26 protein-coding genes are annotated in these 14,387 nt (G+C 65.1%); all 26 read left to right on the top strand.

The features are described from left to right. Window positions 1-91: 91 nt before the first annotated feature. The 26 genes from ACODSL_RS13285 (at window position 92) to rpsM (ending at window position 14,375) form a co-directional block, all read left to right on the top strand. Complete coding sequence (locus ACODSL_RS13285; RefSeq protein WP_488901172.1) at window positions 92-679, top strand: MmyB family transcriptional regulator; 588 nt, start codon at window positions 92-94, stop codon at window positions 677-679. Between the two features lie 210 nt (window positions 680-889). Further along, window positions 890-1,738 carry a GIN domain-containing protein gene (locus tag ACODSL_RS13280; protein ID WP_488901171.1) on the top strand — a complete coding sequence of 283 codons (849 nt, stop codon included), beginning with the start codon at window positions 890-892 and terminating at the stop codon, window positions 1,736-1,738. A gap of 540 nt (window positions 1,739-2,278) precedes the next feature. Then, window positions 2,279-2,587 (top strand): 30S ribosomal protein S10, encoded by a 309-nt coding sequence (rpsJ, locus tag ACODSL_RS13275; RefSeq protein ID WP_004616952.1) that lies wholly within the window; start codon window positions 2,279-2,281, stop codon window positions 2,585-2,587. Between the two features lie 13 nt (window positions 2,588-2,600). Continuing rightward, on the top strand, window positions 2,601-3,380 hold the full coding sequence (gene rplC / locus ACODSL_RS13270) for a 50S ribosomal protein L3 (RefSeq protein ID WP_488901170.1): 780 nt from the start codon (window positions 2,601-2,603) through the stop codon (window positions 3,378-3,380). Next, a complete protein-coding gene (gene rplD, locus ACODSL_RS13265) occupies window positions 3,380-4,018 on the top strand; it encodes a 50S ribosomal protein L4 (protein ID WP_488901169.1) in 639 nt (212 codons plus the stop codon). Before rplC ends, rplD begins: the two co-directional genes overlap by 1 nt. Beyond that, window positions 4,018-4,314 (top strand): 50S ribosomal protein L23, encoded by a 297-nt coding sequence (locus ACODSL_RS13260; protein WP_488901168.1) that lies wholly within the window; start codon window positions 4,018-4,020, stop codon window positions 4,312-4,314. The genes rplD and ACODSL_RS13260 overlap by 1 nt, the downstream gene beginning before the upstream one ends. A 3-nt stretch (window positions 4,315-4,317) precedes the next feature. Further along, window positions 4,318-5,157 (top strand): 50S ribosomal protein L2, encoded by an 840-nt coding sequence (rplB, locus tag ACODSL_RS13255; RefSeq protein ID WP_488901167.1) that lies wholly within the window; start codon window positions 4,318-4,320, stop codon window positions 5,155-5,157. Between the two features lie 3 nt (window positions 5,158-5,160). Then, window positions 5,161-5,439: a 30S ribosomal protein S19 gene (gene rpsS / locus ACODSL_RS13250; protein WP_488901166.1), complete on the top strand. Its 279-nt coding sequence runs from the start codon at window positions 5,161-5,163 to the stop codon at window positions 5,437-5,439. Window position 5,440: 1 nt separating this feature from the next. Continuing rightward, entirely contained in the window at window positions 5,441-5,821 is a 381-nt protein-coding gene (gene rplV, locus ACODSL_RS13245; RefSeq protein WP_488901165.1) for a 50S ribosomal protein L22, read from the top strand. Then, window positions 5,821-6,579: a 30S ribosomal protein S3 gene (rpsC, locus tag ACODSL_RS13240; RefSeq protein ID WP_488901164.1), complete on the top strand. Its 759-nt coding sequence runs from the start codon at window positions 5,821-5,823 to the stop codon at window positions 6,577-6,579. The genes rplV and rpsC overlap by 1 nt, the downstream gene beginning before the upstream one ends. 5 nt (window positions 6,580-6,584) lie before the next feature. Beyond that, window positions 6,585-7,016, top strand: a complete 432-nt coding sequence (gene rplP, locus ACODSL_RS13235; protein WP_488901163.1) for a 50S ribosomal protein L16 — start codon at window positions 6,585-6,587, stop codon at window positions 7,014-7,016. 1 nt (window position 7,017) lies between these two features. Continuing rightward, complete coding sequence (gene rpmC / locus ACODSL_RS13230; protein ID WP_488901162.1) at window positions 7,018-7,209, top strand: 50S ribosomal protein L29; 192 nt, start codon at window positions 7,018-7,020, stop codon at window positions 7,207-7,209. 9 nt (window positions 7,210-7,218) lie between these two features. Then, the gene (gene rpsQ / locus ACODSL_RS13225; protein WP_488901161.1) at window positions 7,219-7,458 is read left to right on the top strand and encodes a 30S ribosomal protein S17; all 240 of its coding nucleotides are present in this window, start codon (window positions 7,219-7,221) and stop codon (window positions 7,456-7,458) included. A 20-nt stretch (window positions 7,459-7,478) separates the two neighbouring features. Continuing rightward, window positions 7,479-7,847: a 50S ribosomal protein L14 gene (gene rplN / locus ACODSL_RS13220; protein ID WP_487298383.1), complete on the top strand. Its 369-nt coding sequence runs from the start codon at window positions 7,479-7,481 to the stop codon at window positions 7,845-7,847. Next, window positions 7,847-8,161, top strand: a complete 315-nt coding sequence (gene rplX, locus ACODSL_RS13215) for a 50S ribosomal protein L24 (RefSeq protein ID WP_488901160.1) — start codon at window positions 7,847-7,849, stop codon at window positions 8,159-8,161. Before rplN ends, rplX begins: the two co-directional genes overlap by 1 nt. Beyond that, window positions 8,154-8,711, top strand: coding sequence for a 50S ribosomal protein L5 (gene rplE / locus ACODSL_RS13210; RefSeq protein WP_488901159.1), 558 nt, complete (start codon window positions 8,154-8,156; stop codon window positions 8,709-8,711). The genes rplX and rplE overlap by 8 nt, the downstream gene beginning before the upstream one ends. A 21-nt stretch (window positions 8,712-8,732) precedes the next feature. Further along, window positions 8,733-9,038: a 30S ribosomal protein S14 gene (rpsN, locus tag ACODSL_RS13205; protein ID WP_488901158.1), complete on the top strand. Its 306-nt coding sequence runs from the start codon at window positions 8,733-8,735 to the stop codon at window positions 9,036-9,038. Window positions 9,039-9,053: 15 nt separating this feature from the next. Beyond that, on the top strand, window positions 9,054-9,449 hold the full coding sequence (gene rpsH / locus ACODSL_RS13200; protein WP_488901157.1) for a 30S ribosomal protein S8: 396 nt from the start codon (window positions 9,054-9,056) through the stop codon (window positions 9,447-9,449). A 1-nt stretch (window position 9,450) separates the two neighbouring features. After that, complete coding sequence (gene rplF, locus ACODSL_RS13195) at window positions 9,451-9,984, top strand: 50S ribosomal protein L6 (protein WP_488901156.1); 534 nt, start codon at window positions 9,451-9,453, stop codon at window positions 9,982-9,984. Window positions 9,985-9,986: 2 nt separating this feature from the next. Next, window positions 9,987-10,343 (top strand): 50S ribosomal protein L18, encoded by a 357-nt coding sequence (rplR, locus tag ACODSL_RS13190; protein WP_488901155.1) that lies wholly within the window; start codon window positions 9,987-9,989, stop codon window positions 10,341-10,343. A 13-nt stretch (window positions 10,344-10,356) separates the two neighbouring features. Continuing rightward, window positions 10,357-10,965 carry a 30S ribosomal protein S5 gene (rpsE, locus tag ACODSL_RS13185; protein WP_488901154.1) on the top strand — a complete coding sequence of 203 codons (609 nt, stop codon included), beginning with the start codon at window positions 10,357-10,359 and terminating at the stop codon, window positions 10,963-10,965. Between the two features lie 2 nt (window positions 10,966-10,967). Next, the gene (rpmD, locus tag ACODSL_RS13180; RefSeq protein ID WP_488901153.1) at window positions 10,968-11,153 is read left to right on the top strand and encodes a 50S ribosomal protein L30; all 186 of its coding nucleotides are present in this window, start codon (window positions 10,968-10,970) and stop codon (window positions 11,151-11,153) included. Between the two features lie 114 nt (window positions 11,154-11,267). Continuing rightward, the gene (gene rplO / locus ACODSL_RS13175; RefSeq protein WP_488901152.1) at window positions 11,268-11,753 is read left to right on the top strand and encodes a 50S ribosomal protein L15; all 486 of its coding nucleotides are present in this window, start codon (window positions 11,268-11,270) and stop codon (window positions 11,751-11,753) included. A 79-nt stretch (window positions 11,754-11,832) separates the two neighbouring features. Beyond that, a complete protein-coding gene (gene secY / locus ACODSL_RS13170; protein WP_488901151.1) occupies window positions 11,833-13,191 on the top strand; it encodes a preprotein translocase subunit SecY in 1,359 nt (452 codons plus the stop codon). Between the two features lie 55 nt (window positions 13,192-13,246). Beyond that, complete coding sequence (locus tag ACODSL_RS13165; protein ID WP_488901150.1) at window positions 13,247-13,813, top strand: adenylate kinase; 567 nt, start codon at window positions 13,247-13,249, stop codon at window positions 13,811-13,813. Window positions 13,814-14,006: 193 nt separating this feature from the next. Next, window positions 14,007-14,375, top strand: coding sequence for a 30S ribosomal protein S13 (rpsM, locus tag ACODSL_RS13160; RefSeq protein WP_488901149.1), 369 nt, complete (start codon window positions 14,007-14,009; stop codon window positions 14,373-14,375). The last annotated feature ends 12 nt before the right edge of the window (window positions 14,376-14,387 follow it).

Genomic DNA, 14,387 nt, shown 5'->3' with positions numbered 1-14,387 from the left:
CACAGATCAGGCCCTCCGGTGGAAACACCGGGGGGCTTTTTCTTTGCCGGGGCGCCGAACCAAGCCATCCTGTGTGTGGCGAGGACCCTCCGTGACCGACGAGCCCGTATATAGAGTGACCGATCTCTCCGCTCCGGGAATGGCGCAGGTCCGCCGCGCGATCACCCTGGTGTTGACGCGGCATGAGCCGTGGCCGGCGTTCGTGATCGACCGGGACTGGACGGTGCTGGCGGCCAACGACGCGGCCCAGCGGCTGCTGAGGCTCATGCTCGGCGAAAGCCGCGTCAGCCGGCCGATGAACCTGATGACGCTGTTCCTGGCGCCGGACGAGCTGCGACGGCACATTATCAACTGGCAGGCTTTTGCGGGCGCGATGCTGCGCCGGGCTTCGATCGAGGCGGCGGCCGGGCCGGACGACGCGCGCCTTCAGGCGGTCTGGAGCGACCTGCTGGCCGTGCCGGATGTCGCCGGACTGTTGATGGCCGACCCTGCGCCGTCACCCGAGCCGCTCTGCGAGGTGCGCTTCATGTCGCAGAGTCGCGAACTGGGCCTGATCCCGACCACCATAGCCTTCGCCACTCCCGTTGACGCCACGCTCGACGGCCTGCGCGTCGAAGCCTTCCTGCCGTCGGACGATGAGTCCGAGACCCTGCTGCTGGCGCTGGCCGGGGGCGGATAGGGAGTAGGGCTTGGGGAGTAGCCAGAGAGGGGCGCGGCGCCGGCGGCGTGCGCAGGTCGAACTTCTCCCTACTCCCTACGCCCTACGTCCTGGCCCCCTGCGCACCGGCGCCCCCCCACATGACTCCCCTGTCATGACCGCGAATTAAGCTGCCTCCGGCGGGCGTCCGGCATAGCGTCCCCTCACCATGCATTGAGGGGAGACATTCCGATGCGCGCATTCCTGGTAGCCGGCGTCGCCGCCGCGGCGCTCCTGGGGGCCACGGCCGCCCAAGCCGCTTCCGTCGAGATCAAGGACGCGGCCGCCCGCGTCGTCGTCATTCCGGAGAACCGGAGCGACGTGAAGGTCGAGTTCCTGACCACCAATCCCGGCCTGCCGCTGACCGTCCGCGCAGAGGGCGACAAGACCATGGTCGACGGCGGGCAACGCTTCGGCGCCATCCGCACCTGTCGCACCACCAACGGCGCCGCGACCGTCACGGTCAACGGCAAGACCTATGACTGGGCGAACCTGCCCCAGATCGTCATCCATACGCCGATGGACGCCGAGGTGGCCGGCGGCGGCGCGGTGTTCGGCAGCGTCGGGCGAAGCAACAGCCTTGTTCTGGCCAGCGCCGGCTGCGGTGACTGGACGGTGGCCAACGTGGCGGGCGAGCTGAAGATCAATCTGGCCGGATCAGGCGACGTCACGGTCGGCACGGCCGGCGCCACCGCCATCAACATCGCCGGATCCGGGGACGTGAAGACCGCCGGCATCGGCGGCGCCCTGACGGTCAACATCGCGGGCTCGGGCGACACGGAAGCGGCCTCCGTCAGCGGGCCGGTCAGCGCCAACATCATGGGATCGGGCGACGTGAAGGTTCGCGGCGGCAAGGTCGGCGCCATCGCTGCGTCGATCGCCGGATCGGGCGACATCGTCATCATCGCCCCGGCCGAGAGCCTCAGCGCCAGGGTCGCCGGATCCGGCGACATCCGCGTGCTCAGCGTGTCCGGAGCGGTCAGCAAGAAGGTGGCCGGCTCGGGCGACGTGGTCGTCGGGCCGATCGACGACGCCGACTGACGCGACACCCCCCGAACAGGGGGTACGCCCCGCGCCCGGCGTCTCTAGGCTTCGGTGGTGCGGAACTCTCCGGCTGGTCCATGCTCCGTTACATGGACGAGCCGGACGCGGGTTCGCCCGTCTCCGATCGGCGCTATCCCTCCAAGGGCGCCAGTCGGCAGGAGTTCCGCCGCCTGGAGGGACCGCCTTGGCCGGCCGTCGCCTCAAGAGGGAAGGAATTCGGGCCGGAAAGGACATTCGAGGCCCTTGCCGGGTTGACCTTCCCGAGTCGCTGCCTTAGTAACCGCCCCTCTGTTGGACCGGCAGTGCACTTCGGTGCAGACGCGGCCCGCGGAACGAACCGACCTATGGCTTTCCATCAAAGGAAAATCGCGGTTGGGGAGCAGGTCCTCGCGGATGTCCGCCTGGACCACTTTCGTTTTTGCGGACTGGCGTTGTCCGACCCATCCCCTCGGGGATGACGTCGGGTTGGTCTTTGAAATGGTCTGAAGCACGCGGGCGCCGCCCTTCTTGGGGAGCCCTTTGGGAAACACGAGCGATATGGATCGTCAGAACATCCGCATCCGGCTCAAGGCCTTCGATCACCGCGTGCTGGATCATTCCACACGCGAGATCGTGAATACGGCCAAGCGCACGGGCGCCACCGTCAGGGGGCCGATCCCCCTGCCCACGCTCATTGAGAAATTCACCGTCAACCGCTCGCCGCACGTCGACAAGAAGTCGCGCGAGCAGTTCGAAATCCGCACGCACAAGCGTGTCCTGGATATCGTCGACCCCACCCCGCAGACCGTGGACGCGCTGATGAAGCTCGACCTGTCCGCCGGCGTGGACGTCGAGATCAAGCTGTAGGGAGCCGAGAACAATGACTCTCCCCGCACAACGCACCGGCGTCATCGCCCGGAAGCTGGGCATGACCCGCTTCTTCGACGAAACCGGGCAGCACGTTCCGGTCACGGTCCTCAGCCTCGACGGCTGCCAGGTGACGGCCCAGCGCACTGTTGAGAAAGACGGCTACACCGCCCTCCAGCTCGGCGCCGGCGCCAAGAAGGCCAAGAACACGCCGAACGGCATGCGCGGCCACTTCGCCAAGGCTCAGGTCGAACCCAAGCGGGTCGTGGCCGAGTTCCGCATCGAAGAAGGCGCGATGATCGACGTCGGCGCTGAATTCACGGCCGACCATTACATGGCGGGCCAGAAGGTCGACATCACCGGCACGACGGTCGGCAAGGGCTTCGCCGGCGCCATGAAGCGCTGGAACTTCGGCGGCATGCGCGCCACGCACGGTGTCTCGGTCTCGCATCGGGCTCACGGTTCGACCGGCCAGCGTCAGGATCCGGGCAAGACCTTCGCCGGCAAGAAGATGGCCGGTCACCTGGGTCAGGAAACCGTCACCACCATGAACCTCACGGTCTGGAAGGTGGACGTCGAGCGCGGCCTGATCCTGATCAAGGGCGCCGTCCCCGGCACCGAAGGCTCCTATGTGAAGGTGCGCGACGCGATCAAGAAGGCGGCTCCGGCCGACCTGCCGCGTCCGGGCGCTTTCCGCAAGGCGGGCGATGTGGCGGTTGCCGCCGCGCCGGCTGAAGAGCCCCAGGTTGAAGAGGCCGCGGCCCCCGAAGCCACGCAAGAGGGCGCTGAATAATGAAACTCGACGTCATCAAGCTTGACGGCGCCAAGGCCGGTTCGGTCGATCTCGACGACGCCATCTTCGGCATCGACGAGATCCGCGGGGACATCCTTCAGCGCGTCGTCACCTGGCAGCTGGCCAAGCGCCGCTCCGGAAACCACAAGATTCAGGTCCGCAACGAGGTCTCTCGTACGGGCAAGAAGATGTACAAGCAGAAGGGCACCGGCGGCGCCCGTCACGGTTCGCGCCGTGCGGCCCAGTTCGTCGGCGGCGCCAAGGCTCACGGCCCGGTCGTCCGCAGCCACGAGTTTGGTCTGAACAAGAAGATCCGCGCCATGGCCCTGCGTCATGCGCTGTCTTCCAAGGCCAAGTCGGGTTCGCTGGTCGTCCTGGACGCCGCCGAGCTGACCGATCCGAAGACGGCCGGTCTGCGCGCCACCCTGGACAAGATGGGCCTCAAGAACGCCCTGATCATCGCCGGGCCGGAAGTGAACGCCAACTTCAAGCTGGCGGCTCGCAACATTCCGAACATCGATGTGCTGCCGAACGCCGGCCTGAACGTCTACGACGTGCTGCGCCGCGGGACCCTGGTCCTGACCAAGTCGGCCATCGAAGGCATCTCGGCTCGCTTCGCTCAGAAGGAAGCCGCGTAATGACCGCAACCGCTCGCCATTACGACACCATCCTCGCTCCGGTGATCACCGAAAAGGCGACCTATCTGTCTGAACAGAACAAGGTCGTTTTCCGGGTCGCCGACGACGCGACGAAGGACGAGATCGCCGCCGCGGTCGAAGCGCTGTTCAAGGTCAAGGTGACCAAGGTCAACACCCTGAACGTCAAGGGCAAGACCAAGCGCTTCCGTGGTCGCGTCGGACATCGTTCCGACGTCAAGAAAGCCATCGTGACACTGGCCGACGGCCAGTCGATCGACATCACGACGGGGCTCTAAGAGATGGCTCTGAAGCATTACAATCCGACGTCTCCCGGTCGCCGCAGCCTGGTGCTGATCGACCGCAGCGAACTCCACAAGGGTCGCCCGGAGAAGTCGCTCGTTGAAGGCCTGACCAAGTCGGGCGGTCGTGGCGGCGGTGGCCGTATCGCGGTCCGTTTCCGCGGCGGCGGCGCCAAGCGTCTGTACCGCATGGTCGACTTCAAGCGTCGCAAGTTCGACGTGGTCGGCACGGTCCAGCGTCTGGAGTACGATCCGAACCGGACGGCCTTCATCGCGCTGATCAAGTACGCCGACGGCGAACTGGCCTACATCCTGGCTCCGCAGCGCCTCAAGGTCGGGGACGAAGTCCTCGCCTCGGAAAAGGTTGACGTGAAGCCGGGTAACGCCGCGCCGCTGAGCGGTCTGCCGATCGGCACGATCATTCACAACGTCGAGCTGAAGCCCCTCAAGGGCGGCCAGCTGGCCCGCTCGGCCGGCGCCTACGCCCAACTCGTGGGTCGTGATGGCGGCTACGCCCAGATCCGTCTGGGTTCGGGCGAGCTGCGGATGGTGCAGGACACCTGCATGGCTACCGTCGGCGCCGTCTCCAATCAGGACCATATGAACCAGGTTCTGGGCAAGGCCGGCCGCGTTCGCCACATGGGCTTCCGTCCGCACGTTCGCGGCGTCGCCATGAACCCGGTCGACCACCCGCACGGCGGCGGCGAAGGCCGCACCTCCGGTGGTCGCCACCCGGTGACCCCGGCCGGCAAGCCGACCAAGGGCGCCAAGACCCGCACCAACAAGGCCACGGACAAGTTCATTATCCGGTCGCGCCATAAAGCGAAGAAGGGCCGTTAAGCCATGACACGCTCAGTCTGGAAGGGCCCGTTTGTCGACGGTTACCTGCTGAAGAAGGCAGAGACCGCGCAATCGTCGGGCCGCAAGGATGTGATCAAGACCTGGTCGCGTCGCTCGACCATCATGCCGCAGTTCGTCGGCCTGGTGTTTGGCGTCCACAACGGTCTCAAGCACGTGCCGGTTTCCGTGTCGGAAGACATGGTCGGCCACAAGTTCGGCGAATTCGCTCCGACGCGGAACTTCCCGGGTCACGCGGCCGACAAGAAGGCCAAGAGGAAGTAGCATGTCGAAGAAAGCGAAAGCCCGTCGACTGCCAGGAACTGAGGTTCAGGCCAAGCTGCGCACGCTGCGCACCTCGGCCCGGAAGCTCAACCTCGTGGCCCAGTCGATCCGCGGCCTGAAGGTGCAACGGGCGCTGAACGAACTCGAGTTCAGCCACAAGCGCATCGCCAAGGACGTCCGCAAGGCGCTCTACAGCGCCATCTCGAACGCCGAGAACAACCACAACCTCGACATCGACTCGCTCGTCGTGTCGGAGGCCTTCGTGGGCAAGAACCTCGTGATGAAGCGCTTCTCCGCCCGTGCGCGGGGCCGCTCGTCGCGCATCGAGAAACCGTTCAGCGAACTCACCATCGTGGTCCGCGAACTGGGTGAGGCTGCCTGATGGGTCAGAAAGTCAATCCGGTCGGGCTTCGGCTCGGCATCAACCGCACCTGGGACAGCCGTTGGTTCGCCGACGGCAAGGAGTACGGTCGCCTTCTTCACGAGGACATCAAGGTCCGCCGTGAACTGAAGAAGCGCCTGTACCAGGCCGGCATTTCGCGGATCATCATCGAGCGTCCGCACAAGAAGTGCCGCGTCACCATCTATGCCGCGCGCCCCGGCGTGATCATCGGCAAGAAGGGCGCGGACATCGACAAGCTGCGCAAGGACATCGCGTCCATGGTCGGCGTCGAGGTTCACCTGAACATCGTCGAGATCCGCAAGCCGGAAACCGACGCCCAGCTGGTGGCCGAGAACATCGCCCAGCAGCTCGAGCGCCGCGTCGCCTTCCGTCGCGCCATGAAGCGCACCATGCAGTCGACCATGCGTCTGGGCGCCAAGGGCGTCCGGATCAACGTTTCGGGTCGTCTGGGCGGTGCGGAAATCGCGCGGATGGAATGGTATCGCGAAGGTCGCGTGCCGCTGCATACGCTGCGCGCGGACATCGACTATGGCTTCGCTGAAGCCAAGACCACCTACGGCATCATCGGCGTGAAGACCTGGATCTTCAAAGGCGAAGTGCTGGACCACGATCCCATGGCGCTGGACAAGCGCCTGGCCACTGAATCCGGCCCCGCCGGCGAAGGTGGTGGACGTGACCGTGACGATCGCGGACCCCGCGGCCCGCGCCGCGACCGTGGTCGTGGAGCTGAGGCGTAACCGTCATGCTGTCACCGAAGAAAACCAAGTACCGGAAGGCCTTCAAAGGCCGGATCCACGGGACCGCCAAGGGCGGCACCCTGCTCAACTTCGGCTCCTACGGCCTCAAGGCCGTCGAGCCCGAGCGCATCACGGCGCGCCAGATCGAGGCGGCTCGCCGCGCGATTACGCGTCACATGAAGCGTCAGGGCCGCGTCTGGATCCGTATCTTCCCGGACCTGCCTGTCACCGACAAGCCGGCCGAAGTGCGGATGGGTAAGGGCAAGGGCGCCGTCGACTACTGGGCCGCTCGTGTTCACCCCGGTCGCATCATGTTCGAGATCGACGGCGTCGCCGACGACATCGCCCGTGACGCGCTGAAGCTCGGCGCCGCCAAGCTGCCGATCAAGACGCGCATCGTGTCCCGCATCGATAGCGGCGTGGCCGCGGAGCACTGACATGAAGATCGATGAAGTTCGGGGCTTTACGCCCGACCAGCTGGCCGAAGCCCTGCTGAACCTGAAGAAGGAGCAGTTCAATCTGCGCTTCCAGGCAGCGACGGGCCAGGTCGAAAAGACCCACCGCGTGAACGAGATCCGCAAGGACATCGCGCGGATCAAGACCGTTTTGCGCGCCAAGAAGGCCGCGTAGGAGACCGATATGCCCAAACGTATTCTTGAAGGCGTGGTCGTCTCCGACAAGGGCGACAAGACTGTGGTGGTCAAGGTGGAACGTACGTTCCTCCACCCGCTGCTGAAGAAGACCGTGCGCCGGTCCAAGAAGTATCACGCTCACGATGAAGCCAACGCCCACAAGGCTGGTGAGATCGTCAAGATCGTCGAGTGCGCGCCGAAGTCCAAACTGAAGACCTGGGAAGTCCTTCCCAAGGCCGTCAGCTAGTTTCTGGAAGGTATTAAACCATGATCCAGATGCAGACTAACCTGGAAGTCGCCGATAATTCAGGCGCACGCCGGGTCATGTGCATCAAGGTGCTGGGCGGGGCCAAGCGCCGCTACGCACACGTCGGGGACAAGATCGTTGTCTCCGTGAAGGAAGCCATTCCGCGCGGCCGCGTGAAGAAGGGTGATGTGCTGCAAGCCATCGTCGTTCGCACGTCCTCGGCCATCAAGCGCAAGGACGGCTCGGTCATCCGCTTCGACAAGAACGCGGCCGTGATCGTCAACAAGCAGGCGGAGCCGATCGGCACGCGGATCTTTGGCCCGGTTCCCCGTGAACTGCGCGCCAAGAACCACATGAAGATCATCTCCCTCGCGCCGGAGGTGCTGTAATGGCGGCCAAGATCAAGAAGGGCGACAAGGTCGTCCTCCTCACCGGCAAGGACAAGGGTAAGTCCGGCGATGTCGTGCGCGTCCTCCCGAAGGAAGATCGCGTCGTCGTTGGCGGCCTGAACATGGTCCAGCGCCACACCAAGCCGACCCAGGCGGACCCGCAGGGCGGCATCAAACACAAGGAAGCGCCGGTGCACGTCTCGAACGTGGCCATCGTCGATTCCAACGGCAAACCCACCCGCGTCGGCTTCCGCATGGACGGCGACAAGAAGGTGCGTTTCGCCAAGACCACGGGCGAGGCGATCAATGGCTGATCAAGCTTACGAACCCCGGATGAAGACCATTTATCGTGAGCGCATCCGCGCCACGATGAAGGAACAGTTCGGCTATTCCAACGAGATGCAGGTTCCCAAGCTGGACAAGATCGTCCTGAACATGGGCATCGGCGAAGCGGTCGCGGACTCCAAGAAGGCCGTCACGGCGATGAAGGATCTGGCGGCGATCGCCGGCCAGAAGCCCGTCGCCACGAAAGCCCGCCTGTCCGTCGCCCAGTTCAAGATCCGGGAAGGCATGACCATCGGCGCCAAGGTCACCCTGCGCGCCGACCGCATGTATGAATTCCTGGATCGCCTGATCACCATCGCCCTTCCGCGGGTGAAGGACTTCCGGGGTCTCAAGCCGACCTCCTTCGACGGTCGTGGCAACTACGCCATGGGCCTGAAGGAACACATCGTGTTCCCGGAGATCAACTACGACCAGATCGACCAGATCTGGGGCATGGACATCATCGTCTGCACCACTGCGAAGACCGACGACGAAGCGCGCGCGCTTCTCAAGGAATTCCAGTTCCCGTTCACCGCGTAACGGACGGGAAGGAAAGAACTCATGGCCAAGAAAAGCGCCGTCAACCGTAACGAGATGGTCAAGAAGCTCGTCAAGCAGTACGCCGCCAAGCGCGCCGCGCTGAAGGCTACCGCCAACGACGAGACCCTGCCGCTCGAAGAACGTTTCGATGCCCGACTGAAGCTCGCGAAATTGCCGCGGAATTCGGCCGCCATCCGCATCCGCAACCGGTGTGAGGTGACGGGTCGTCCGCGCGCCTACTATCGCAAGCTGAAGATGAGCCGGATCGCCCTGCGTGAGCTTGGCTCCGCCGGTCTGATCCCCGGCCTCGTCAAGTCGAGCTGGTAAGGGAGGGATCGTAAAATGGTCAACGACCCCATTGGCGATATGATCGCCCGCATTAGAAACGCCGCCATGCGCAAGCGGGCGAAAGTCTCCACCCCGGCTTCGAAGATGCGCGCGCGCGTCCTCGATGTGCTGGCCGGTGAGGGCTACATCCGCGGCTACTCGCTCGTCGAGAAGCCCGGTGCGTTCCCCGAATTCGAGATCGAGCTCAAGTATTTCGACAACGAGCCCGTGATCGTCGACATCGCCCGCGTGTCCAAGCCTGGTCGCCGGGTCTACTCGTCGATCAAGGACCTGAAGCCGATCAAGAACGGCCTCGGCATCTCGATCCTGTCGACGCCCAAGGGCGTCATGTCCGACACTGCCGCCCGCGACGCCAACGTCGGTGGCGAAGTGCTCTGCAGGGTCTACTGATATGAGCCGTATTGGAAAGAAGGCCGTGGCCGTACCCGCAGGGGTCACCGTCACGCTCGACGGCCAGACCGTCACGGTGAAGGGGCCCAAGGGTCAACTCGCCTGGACGATCGCCGAAGAGGTCGAAGTCAAGCAGGAAGGCGCCGAGATCACCCTCTCGATCCGCGCCGACACCCAGCGCGCCCGGTCGATGTGGGGTCTTTCGCGGACCCTGATCGCCAACATGGTGCAGGGCGTCACGGCCGGCTTCGAGGAAACCCTCGAACTGGTGGGCGTTGGCTATCGCGCGGCGCTGAAGGGTTCCGACCTTTCGCTGGCGCTGGGCTTCAGCCACGACGTCGACATCCCCGCTCCGGGCGGCATCACCTTCGTGGTGCCCAAGCAGACCGAAGTGAAGATCGCCGGCATCGACAAGCAGCTGGTCGGTGAAACCGCGGCCAAGATCCGCCGCATCCGTCCGCCGGAGCCCTACAAGGGCAAGGGCGTCCGGTATGCCGGCGAAAAGGTCCGCCGCAAGGAAGGCAAGAAGAAGTAGTCATGGCGCTCTCTCCTCGCGAATCCCATGTGCGCCGCGCCCAGCGCAACCGCACTCGCCTTCGGGCGCTTTCGAACGGCCGTCCGCGTCTGTCGGTCTTCCGTTCGAGCAAGAACATCTACGCCCAGATCATCGATGATGAGAACGGCGTGACCCTGGCGGCCGCGTCGTCGCTGGAAGGCGAAGGCAAGACCAAGGGAGCGGACAAGGATGCCGCCGCCCTGGTTGGCAAGCTCCTCGCCGAACGCGCGATCGAAAAAGGCGTCAAGGACGTCGTCTTCGATCGCGGCGGTTACATCTATCACGGACGGATCAAGGCGCTGGCGGATGCCGCGCGTGAAGCCGGCCTGAACTTCTAAGGGAACCCAGCATATGGCTCGTGAACCCCGCAGTGGTGGTGGTGGCGGCGAAGGCCGGAACCGCCGGGACCGCAACGCCCCGACCGACGATCGCGCTGACAGCGACATCGTCGAGAAGCTGGTGCACATCAACCGCGTCGCCGCGACCGTGAAGGGTGGCCGTCGCTTCAGCTTCGCCGCCCTGATGGTGGTCGGCGACCAGAAAGGCCGCGTCGGCTACGGTCATGGCAAGGCGCGTGAAGTGCCGGAAGCCATCCGCAAGGCGACGGAAGAAGCCAAGAAGACGATGATCCGCGTTCCGCTGCGCGAGTCCCGCACGCTGCACCACGACGGCAACGGCCGTTGGGGCGCCGGCAAGGTGATGGTTCGCGCGGCGCCTCCCGGCACCGGCGTCATCGCCGGCGGTCCGATGCGCGCGGTTCTCGAAACCCTCGGCGTCCAGGACGTCGTGGGCAAGTCGACCGGCTCGTCCAACCCCTACAACATGGTTCGCGCCACGTTTGAGGCCCTCAAGGCCCAGTCTTCGCCCCGCCAGATCGCCGCCAAGCGCGGCAAGAAGGTCAGCGATGTCCTGGGTCGCCGGGCCGACGGCGCTTCCGCGCCTGACGCAATCGAGGGCTAGTCATGGCTGATAAGAAAACCGTCACCGTCCGCCAGACGGCCAGCCCGCTGCGCCGCAAGGGCGACCAGCGCGCCACCCTGGCCGGTCTGGGTCTGAACAAGATCGGCCGCACCCGCGTCCTGGAAGATACCCCGTCGGTTCGCGGGATGATCGCCAAGGTCGCCCACATGGTGGAAGTGGTCGACTAAACCCGCTACAGAGCGCCGCCCGTCCCGCAAACCGCAGGACGGGCGGACTCTATTTCCGCAAAGCCGAGTCCGGACCAGGTCCGGGCGATCGATCTCCAAGGAGAGGCACTCAAGATGACGAAGCTCAACGAACTCGCCCCGCGCGAAGGCTCCACCAAGAACCGCATGCGCGTCGGCCGCGGCCCGGGCTCGGGCAAGGGCAAGACCGCCGGTCGCGGTGTGAAGGGCCAGAAGGCGCGCTCGGGCGTCGCCATCGCCGGCTTCGAGGGCGGCCAGATGCCGCTCCACATGCGTATGCCCAAGCGCGGCTTCAACAACCCCTTCGCCAAGAAGCTCGCTGAAGTGAACTTCTGGCGCATCGAGCAGGCGATCGCCGCCGGCAAGCTCGACCCGAAGAAGGCCATCGACGGCGACGTGCTCGTGGCCGCCGGCGTGATCCGCCGCAAGCTCGACGGCATCAAGCTTCTCGGCAAGGGCGAGCTGACCAGCAAGATCGAGATCACCGTCTATCACGCCTCGGAAGCCGCCAAGGCGGCGGTCGAGAAGCTCGGCGGCAAGCTGACCCTGACCCGCCCGGCCAAGGTTGAAGCCGAAGCCTGACGCAGTGAGGCGGCGCCGGGTGACAACGCCCGGTGTCGTCCCTATTTGTGACGCTCCTTAAAGAGTCGCGGGGACCTACATGGCTTCGGCCGCAGAGCAGCTAGCCGCAAACCTCAACTTCGGCGCCTTCCAGAAGGCGACGGAGCTGCACAAGCGCATCATGTTCACCATCATCGCGATGGTCGTGTATCGCCTCGGCACCTACATCCCGATCCCCGGCATCGATCCGGTCCAGTTCGCCCGCATCTTCGAGGGGCAGAACGGCGGCATCCTGGGCATGTTCAACATGTTCTCGGGCGGCGCGGTCCAGCGGATGGCGATCTTCGCCCTGAACGTGATGCCGTACATCTCGGCGTCGATCATCGTGCAGCTGCTGGGAACGGTCTATCCGCCCTGGGAAAAGCTGCGCAAGGAAGGCGGGGAGGCGGGTCGCAAGACCCTCAACCAGTACACCCGCTACCTGACCGTGGTGCTGGCGCTGGTCCAGTCGGCCGGTATCGCCTTCGGCATGATGAAGAGCGGCGTGGTCGTGCCGGGCATCCCGCCGGCCTTCTTCTTTGCCTCGACCGTCGTCACCCTGACCGGCGGCACCCTGTTCCTGATGTGGCTCGGCGAGCAGATCACCAGCCGCGGCGTGGGCAACGGCATCAGCCTGATCATCTTCGCCGGTATCGTCGCGGTCCTGCCGCGCAGCATCTACCAGTTGCTGCAACAGGTTCAGGTCGGCGCGGTCAACGCCGGGGCTGTCTTCGGACTTCTGGCCCTGGCGGTCGGCATCATTCTCGCCATCGTCTTCATGGAGCGCTCGCAGCGCCGTCTGCTGATCCAGTATCCCAAGCAGCAGCGGGGCGGCCGCACGGTTGGCGGCGAAAGCTCGTTCCTGCCGCTGAAGATCAATACCTCGGGCGTGATCCCGCCGATCTTTGCCTCCTCGCTGCTTCTGCTGCCGGCGACGGCGGCGGGCTTCCTCCAGGCGGACACCCTGCCGGCGTGGCTGCAGTGGCTGCCGGGCGCGGTGGCCAGCCTGCAGCATGGCCAGCCGCTGTTCATGATCCTGTATGGTCTGCTGATCGTCTTCTTCTGCTTCTTCTACACCTCGGTGGTGTTCAATCCGGACGACACGGCGGAGAACCTCCGCAAGTACGGCGGCTTCATGCCGGGCATCCGGCCGGGCAAGCGCACGGCGGAATATCTGGACTTCGTCCTGACGCGCCTGACGGTCATCGGCGCCGCCTATATCGCGGCGGTCTGTCTGATCCCCGAGGCCCTGACCAGCTTCATGGGCAGCCCGCAGCAGACGCGGGCCCTGGGCGGCACCTCCATCCTGATCGTGGTCTCGGTCACGATGGATACGGTGGCGCAGATCCAGTCCCACCTTCTGGCCCACCAATATGAGGGGCTCATCAAGAAGTCCAAGCTGCGGGGTGGTCGTAAGTAGACCGCGAGTTCGGGAAGCGCTCCGGCGAAAGACCGGGGCGAGGGGGAGACTTCGGATGAATCTGATCCTGTTCGGGCCGCCTGGCTGCGGCAAGGGCACCCAGGCCAAGCGTCTCGTGGACGAGCGCGGCATGGTGCAGCTTTCGACGGGCGACATGTTGCGGGCGGCCATCGCCTCGGGCTCCGACCTCGGAGAGCGGGTGAAGGGCGTGCTGGCGCGGGGCGACCTGGTCTCCGACGAGATCGTCATCGCGCTGATCGAAGAGCGGCTCCCCGAGGCGGAAGCGGCTGGCGGCGCCATCTTCGATGGCTTCCCGCGCACCGTGGCCCAGGCCGAGGCGCTTGATTCGATGCTGGCCGGTCGCGGCCAGAAGATCGACGTCGTGCTGCGCCTTCTGGTCGATGAGCCGGTCCTTCTGGAACGGGTCACCGGACGTTTTGAACAACAGGGGCGACCGGACGACAATCCGGAGACCTTCAAGACCCGTCTCGGCGCCTATAACGCCCAGACGGCCCCGTTACTCCCTTACTATGAAGGGCAGGGGAAGCTTAAGGCCGTCGACGGCATGGGCACGATGGAAGCGGTTTCGGCCGCGATCGCATCGGCTCTGGCGGCGATCTGACGACGGACCGGATTGGTTGAAAATCAACCTTTTCCGGCATTGACGGCGGCGCACCGATCCCTATAACGGTGCGCTTCCGCGAAAGGCGCGACTCCCGCGTCGGCTCGAAGTGCAAGCTGAGAGCCGGTGCGCTAGTGGCGTCTCGTTTTGCGCGTGCGTCCCAAGGGGCGCGATAAGACAGAGAGATTTAGGCTTGGCTCGTATCGCAGGCGTCAACATTCCGACGAACAAGCGCGTGGTGATCGCGCTTCAGTACATCCATGGCATCGGCCAGAAGTCTGCCAAGGACATCATCACCAAGGTGGGCATCGAGGATGCGCGCCGGGTGAACCAGCTGACCGACGCCGAGGTCCTGCAGATCCGCGAAGCGATCGACAAGGACTTCACGGTCGAGGGTGACCTGCGCCGTGAGACCTCGACCAACATCAAGCGTCTGATGGACCTGGCCTGCTACCGCGGCCTGCGTCACCGCAAGGGCCTGCCGGTCCGCGGTCAGCGCACCCACACGAACGCCCGCACCCGCAAGGGTCCGGCCAAGCCGATCGCCGGCAAGAAGAAGTAAGAGAGAGCCTCG

It is taken from the genome of Caulobacter sp. FG121, assembly GCF_057809815.1.
Note: the sequence above shows the minus strand (reverse complement) of the source record. Positions and strands in the feature narration are given on the sequence as shown.

What these genes read in the sequence shown, in the direction of transcription:
- ACODSL_RS13280 (WP_488901171.1), top strand. Translation starts at nt 890, where the DNA reads ATGCGCGCATTCCTGGTAGCCGGCGTCGCCGCCGCGGCGCTCCTGGGG.
- rpsJ (WP_004616952.1), top strand. Translation starts at nt 2,279, where the DNA reads ATGGATCGTCAGAACATCCGCATCCGGCTCAAGGCCTTCGATCACCGC.
- rplC (WP_488901170.1), top strand. Translation starts at nt 2,601, where the DNA reads ATGACTCTCCCCGCACAACGCACCGGCGTCATCGCCCGGAAGCTGGGC.
- rplD (WP_488901169.1), top strand. Translation starts at nt 3,380, where the DNA reads ATGAAACTCGACGTCATCAAGCTTGACGGCGCCAAGGCCGGTTCGGTC.
- ACODSL_RS13260 (WP_488901168.1), top strand. Translation starts at nt 4,018, where the DNA reads ATGACCGCAACCGCTCGCCATTACGACACCATCCTCGCTCCGGTGATC.
- rplB (WP_488901167.1), top strand. Translation starts at nt 4,318, where the DNA reads ATGGCTCTGAAGCATTACAATCCGACGTCTCCCGGTCGCCGCAGCCTG.
- rpsS (WP_488901166.1), top strand. Translation starts at nt 5,161, where the DNA reads ATGACACGCTCAGTCTGGAAGGGCCCGTTTGTCGACGGTTACCTGCTG.
- rplV (WP_488901165.1), top strand. Translation starts at nt 5,441, where the DNA reads ATGTCGAAGAAAGCGAAAGCCCGTCGACTGCCAGGAACTGAGGTTCAG.
- rpsC (WP_488901164.1), top strand. Translation starts at nt 5,821, where the DNA reads ATGGGTCAGAAAGTCAATCCGGTCGGGCTTCGGCTCGGCATCAACCGC.
- rplP (WP_488901163.1), top strand. Translation starts at nt 6,585, where the DNA reads ATGCTGTCACCGAAGAAAACCAAGTACCGGAAGGCCTTCAAAGGCCGG.
- rpmC (WP_488901162.1), top strand. Translation starts at nt 7,018, where the DNA reads ATGAAGATCGATGAAGTTCGGGGCTTTACGCCCGACCAGCTGGCCGAA.
- rpsQ (WP_488901161.1), top strand. Translation starts at nt 7,219, where the DNA reads ATGCCCAAACGTATTCTTGAAGGCGTGGTCGTCTCCGACAAGGGCGAC.
- rplN (WP_487298383.1), top strand. Translation starts at nt 7,479, where the DNA reads ATGATCCAGATGCAGACTAACCTGGAAGTCGCCGATAATTCAGGCGCA.
- rplX (WP_488901160.1), top strand. Translation starts at nt 7,847, where the DNA reads ATGGCGGCCAAGATCAAGAAGGGCGACAAGGTCGTCCTCCTCACCGGC.
- rplE (WP_488901159.1), top strand. Translation starts at nt 8,154, where the DNA reads ATGGCTGATCAAGCTTACGAACCCCGGATGAAGACCATTTATCGTGAG.
- rpsN (WP_488901158.1), top strand. Translation starts at nt 8,733, where the DNA reads ATGGCCAAGAAAAGCGCCGTCAACCGTAACGAGATGGTCAAGAAGCTC.
- rpsH (WP_488901157.1), top strand. Translation starts at nt 9,054, where the DNA reads ATGGTCAACGACCCCATTGGCGATATGATCGCCCGCATTAGAAACGCC.
- rplF (WP_488901156.1), top strand. Translation starts at nt 9,451, where the DNA reads ATGAGCCGTATTGGAAAGAAGGCCGTGGCCGTACCCGCAGGGGTCACC.
- rplR (WP_488901155.1), top strand. Translation starts at nt 9,987, where the DNA reads ATGGCGCTCTCTCCTCGCGAATCCCATGTGCGCCGCGCCCAGCGCAAC.
- rpsE (WP_488901154.1), top strand. Translation starts at nt 10,357, where the DNA reads ATGGCTCGTGAACCCCGCAGTGGTGGTGGTGGCGGCGAAGGCCGGAAC.
- rpmD (WP_488901153.1), top strand. Translation starts at nt 10,968, where the DNA reads ATGGCTGATAAGAAAACCGTCACCGTCCGCCAGACGGCCAGCCCGCTG.
- rplO (WP_488901152.1), top strand. Translation starts at nt 11,268, where the DNA reads ATGACGAAGCTCAACGAACTCGCCCCGCGCGAAGGCTCCACCAAGAAC.
- secY (WP_488901151.1), top strand. Translation starts at nt 11,833, where the DNA reads ATGGCTTCGGCCGCAGAGCAGCTAGCCGCAAACCTCAACTTCGGCGCC.
- ACODSL_RS13165 (WP_488901150.1), top strand. Translation starts at nt 13,247, where the DNA reads ATGAATCTGATCCTGTTCGGGCCGCCTGGCTGCGGCAAGGGCACCCAG.